The organism is Peribacillus sp. P4_D6, assembly GCF_056401795.1.
This window is the reverse complement of record NZ_JBFUIQ010000191.1, coordinates 1-5,174: the sequence shown is the minus strand read 5'-3', so window position 1 is coordinate 5,174 and position 5,174 is coordinate 1. Positions and strand designations below refer to the sequence as shown.

4 protein-coding genes are annotated in these 5,174 nt (G+C 38.3%); 2 read left to right on the top strand and 2 right to left on the bottom strand.

What is annotated here, in order from left to right:
* Together AC1DVB_RS25050 and AC1DVB_RS25045 are read right to left on the bottom strand one after the other, a co-directional pair.
* Positions 1-1,072 (bottom strand): response regulator transcription factor (locus tag AC1DVB_RS25050; protein ID WP_477591473.1); only part of this gene is annotated, 1,072 nt, incomplete at its 3' end.
* Between the two features lie 304 nt (positions 1,073-1,376).
* On the bottom strand, positions 1,377-2,696 hold the full coding sequence (locus tag AC1DVB_RS25045; RefSeq protein WP_057276051.1) for an MFS transporter: 1,320 nt from the start codon (positions 2,694-2,696) through the stop codon (positions 1,377-1,379).
* Between the two features lie 444 nt (positions 2,697-3,140).
* Between AC1DVB_RS25045 and AC1DVB_RS25040 the strand changes: the two genes are divergently transcribed.
* Together AC1DVB_RS25040 and AC1DVB_RS25035 are read left to right on the top strand one after the other, a co-directional pair.
* Positions 3,141-3,746: a TetR/AcrR family transcriptional regulator gene (locus tag AC1DVB_RS25040; RefSeq protein ID WP_057275976.1), complete on the top strand. Its 606-nt coding sequence runs from the start codon at positions 3,141-3,143 to the stop codon at positions 3,744-3,746.
* Between the two features lie 152 nt (positions 3,747-3,898).
* A partial coding sequence (locus AC1DVB_RS25035) for an FAD-binding oxidoreductase (protein ID WP_477591470.1) occupies positions 3,899-5,174 on the top strand: 1,276 nt, incomplete at its 3' end.

The following is a 5,174-nucleotide window of genomic DNA, read 5'->3' as shown; positions in this document are numbered from 1 at the left end:
TGACAGGTTTATGTACAATTTGCTGAAATACATCATAGTATATGGCTTCCAGGGAAGCATTTTGCAAGTTGTATGATTTCATATGCCTGCGAATCTGTGCAAGTACGCTTGTAAGGCGGATACGAACGATTTCCGGGTCGKGGTATGGTCGTTCGAAAGTAAGGAATTCACGCTCAATCCAGTTCCTGATGGCCTTCGCATCCCGTCGCTCGAGCATTTCTATCCATAGTCTTTGTTCAAGAGGAGTGAGGAATGGGTCCATCTCTTGAGGCGAAGTCTGTTGACTTTCGGCTAAGATGATATCATATCCATCAAAAAAGATTTGTCTCGTAAATTCACGAGTTTGCTGATACATCCTTTTTAAAGACTCATCTGATGTTGCCRCCTTTATTATGATGGCAAGGGGCTTATCCATTCTTTCTTTCCAATGGGCAAGGAAGGCCTGATACTCTTCCTTATATATCTCCATTTCCTTTGTTTCCTGGACACATAAAATAAAATCCGATAAAGCGAAGATTTGATTCTTCCCAGTAAAAGAATATCGTTGCAGTTCATCATAAACTAATGGAAGGGTCTTGTTATCAGGTGTTAAGAAAGCGACCATGGTTATACGGCTTTCATGCTTCCGGTCTGTCAAGAAGAAATCTGGATACCCAATATCCAGAGCATTCTCATCATCCATGGTGTTTGACGAGATATGACCTGGACCATTTCTCAATTGAAAACGTAATTGTTGGATATGTTTTACCAAATCCGCCGAAGAAAAAGGACGGAATAAAACATCTTCAGCACGAAAGCGTAAAGCTCGATAAGCCGTTTGAAAGATTCGCTCAGATGAAATCCCTAACCATCGAATTCCCCTCCGCTTTAACGAAACACCCATCGCCTCACTTTCATCCGTCCAAATATCCATATCCAAAATAACGAATTCAGGTTGCTGATTGCGTATGCCCTTTTCAAATTCTTCAATCGTTTTCCATAAGATCAGTCTAACTCCCGTTAGGTGGGACTCCACGATCCAACGAATTCCTTGAGCCTCAATCTCATCTTTTGCCACCAAATGAATTTCCACATCATCACCTCATTTCTGCTGTTATTCMCCTAATGAATAATATGAAGTCAGCACATGAATAGAAAAGGGATCCCTGATCTTTTCGAAAGCACTTTCATCTCATCTCCATTCTAATCCCGCCGAAAACTACAAACAAGTCTTATTAAGCAGAACCTGCGATTTAGATTAAACTTTGACATGCTCAACTGGTATTCCCACCCCATATATATGTGCTTAAATAAAAAAAGAAACATCATGGAAACGCTGTGATTTCCAATGATGTTTCTTTTTTAATCACTTTTAATCTTCAATACATTTAGAACCTTTATAATCGATTAATATTGACTTCAACTTCTTTACCTATGTTTTCATCTGAAGCACTTGTCAATTTTAATGATAATAGCGTAATGACTCCCATCACAAGTAATCCAGATAAAATAAACATTCCTTGAGTAAAGGCAACAGTTCCGAGAATCATCGGTCCTACAAAACCGCCTAAAGCCGCAAATGAATTGACTATGGCTATTCCAACTGGGGCAGTGGACTCAGTGAAGAAAAATGTCATATAGGCAAAGAAACATCCGCTGAACCCGTATAACCCGAAAGATGTAATCGTTAACATAAGCACCATCATAAAAACACTATTTGAAAAGCCGCATCCGATAAATCCGACAACCGCTATCATGAGGCAAACGAGCAAATGTGTTTTATGTTCATTGGTCCGATCTGAATTCCAGCCTACAAACATGACCGCAGGTATACCGACTATCGATGGAATCATCGCTAACCAGCCTATTTCTAAATTAGTTGTTGCGTTTACCGATAAAGATTTTATGATGGTTGGCATCCAGAATGACAATCCATAGATGGATGTGTATCCTGCAAAATAAAAAAGGGCCAACTTCCAGATTTTTGAATCTTTCAGCATATCAAGCTTCGTGACTTTATTTATTTTCGAGCTAACTTTTCTTTCCGCACTCAATTCGCCTTCTAACCAATCACTTTCTTCCCTTGATAACCATTTAGCGTTAGACGGTCTATTAGTTAAATAGAAAACAACAACAATTCCTATAATAATGGCCGGAATGCCTTCAAGAATGAACATCCATCTCCACCCTGCCATACCGAACCAGGAAATATTGTCAAGAATCCATGTCGACACAGGCGCACCAATCAATCCGCCAATCGGTAGGGCCAAAAGCAAAACCGCTGTTGCCCGCCCTCTTTCGCGGGCCCTGAACCAATAAGTTAAATACAAAATTATACCAGGGAAAAAACCAGCTTCGGCAACACCTAATAAAAAACGGAGAATATATAAATGCATCGTTGTTTGGGCAAATCCTGTTAATATTACCACAAGCCCCCACGAAATCATTATACGGGCAATCCATATCCGAGCTCCCACTTTATGCATGATCATGTTGCTAGGAACTTCAAAAAAGAAATAGCCGATGAAGAAAATACCAGAAAGCAATCCAAAAACTTCAGCGGATAAGGCTAATTCTGCATTCATTTGTAAAGCGGCATAGCCTAAATTGACCCTGTCCAAGTAAGCGATGATATACAAAAGCAGGATAAATGGAAGAATGCGTTTCATCGTCTTACTGATCGTTCGTTTCTCTATTTCACCACTGGAATGATTCAAGATTATTTCCTCCCTTTTCATGCTACTATTTCCCAAAAAAGTTTACCATACAACTCTTTTCCAGCTTCCCGACACTCTAGTTCATTCCTAGCTCTCAATTTATCCTGAAAACCACCACCCTCCATTTACATATACTGAATCCAACAATATTAAAAAATACAATCCATATACTTAGGGCTAAAGAGGAATAAGCCTTTCTGCAAGACAGTAACCGATTGTATAGAAATCCTTGAAAAACCTCCTATTTAAACTGAATTAACCTTCCCCATACTTGCCCCTAAATCCTTGTAAGCGCTTTCCAAATGCGCGAAAACCATTTAAGATAGCGTTGTGATTAATCATGATCTACGTTAGATTAAATAGACCAGCAATCATTTAACTAGACTGTAGTCCGATATTAAACTATATAGGAATATTCTGTCAATTATCATTTGGAGGTTTTTTATGATTGAACCCAGAAAGAAACAACTTAGGGGAGAAAAGACTCGTGAAAAAATTTTACAAATATCTTTAAAGCTATTTAGCGAAAAAGGTTACGAGAAAGTTACCGTTGACGAAATCGTGAAAAAAAGCGGCACATCAAAAGGGTCATTTTACCAACACTTTTCAGCGAAATCGGACATTTTTTTAGTGAGATTCATAGAAGTCGATGATTACTATCGCGAAGTCTTCCGTTCGTTCCCCGTCGATATGGACGCTACCGAGAAATTGCTTATTTTCATTCGCAAATTGATGCGTTTTCTGGAAGTAGAAATGGGCAAAGATTTAATGAAAGTGATTTACAGTTCCGCTTTAGATTCGAAAGAACATACTTACTTTTTAAATTCAAACCGCTCACTCTTTAAAATCATTCGTTCATTAATTGAAGAGGCGAAAGAACAAAACGACATTGGCACTGACCAATCAGTTAACGAAATTTCACAACTTATCATCCAAAGCCTGATGGGAATCATCTATCATTGGGGATTAAACAACTCAGAACAAAGCTTGGAATCACTATCCATACCGCTAACCAAAACAATCATTAATGGGCTGAAAACTAAGAACTAATACATAAATCAAAAGATTCATTTCTAAATATCTGACATTTAATTCAATATTAACCCCAATCTTACTGAATGGTCAGGGAAAATCCATTAATATATAAGGTTCATACATTTTTATTTCAATTAAGTGTCAAAACAAAGTAAACGAGGAGTAGAATGCCAAATATCATGAAACGATTTTTATTTATCACTCTATATGCACTATTATTTGGATTATCGCTGCAGGCTTTTAATTTTAAGCTTGACCACCCTATTGCCAAAGATATAAGCCGTCTGATGCCAGTTAAAATGAAAGTGATTAAGGCAGAAGATAGTGAAGAAGAAATCAAAAAGGTCGTTTTGGATGCCGAAAAAAACGATGATCCCATATCCATTGCCGGAATGCAGCATAGCCAAGGAGGGCAGACATTATATCCAAACGGGATTCTGCTCGATATGAAGAACTATGATAAAATACTTGATTTGGATGAAAAAGAAAAACGCATTACGGTCCAAAGCGGTGCAACCTGGGCTGCTCTTCAGGAATACATCAACCCATATGGACTTTCACTGAAGGTCAGTCAATCTCAAAACATTTTTACCATTGGCGGTTCTTTGAGCGTTAATGTCCATGGTCGCGATATCCGTCATCATGCCTTGATAGAAACTGTGGAATCTTTTAGGTTGCTTAACGCAAAAGGACAAATCCTTACAGTGAGCCGCGAAGAAAATTCTGAGCTCTTCCATTCGGTTATTGGCGGGTATGGTTTGTTTGGAGTAATACTCGATGTAACACTCCACCTTACCGATGACGAACTTTATAAAATTAAAACCAAATCACTTCATTATGATGAATATACTTCGTACTTTAAAAGAAAAGTTCTTCAAAACGATGATGTTAAAATGCATCTTGCAAGAATATCTGTGGCTCCTGGCTCCTATTTGGATGAAATGTATGTAACGGATTATTATAGAGCAAATGACCAAACACAGCTATCTAACTACAATACTCTCAAACGGGAAACGATCATTGCCGTGCCTAAATTCTTTCTTGGTCTCTCACGTTATAATGACTGGGGTAAAGAAAGGTTTTGGGAAACTCAAAAAACCTACACGGCCAATATTGATGGTAACTTGGTTTCGAGGAATAATGTGATGCGGTCGGACTCAGCCTTTATGGATTACAGCAACCCCACCAAAACTGAAGTGCTGCAAGAATACTTCGTTCCGATTGATCGATATGCTGATTATATCGATGATTTAAGAAAAACCTTATCTGATGAAAAAGATTTTAACTTATTAAATATTACAATTCGTTATGTGGAGCATAATGATGAATCACTCATGTCCTATGCCAAGGATGATATGTTCGCTCTTGTAATGCTCATCAATCAAGGGACAGATAACGAAAGTAAGGCAAATACGGGAAGGGTCATCCGAAACATGATAGATG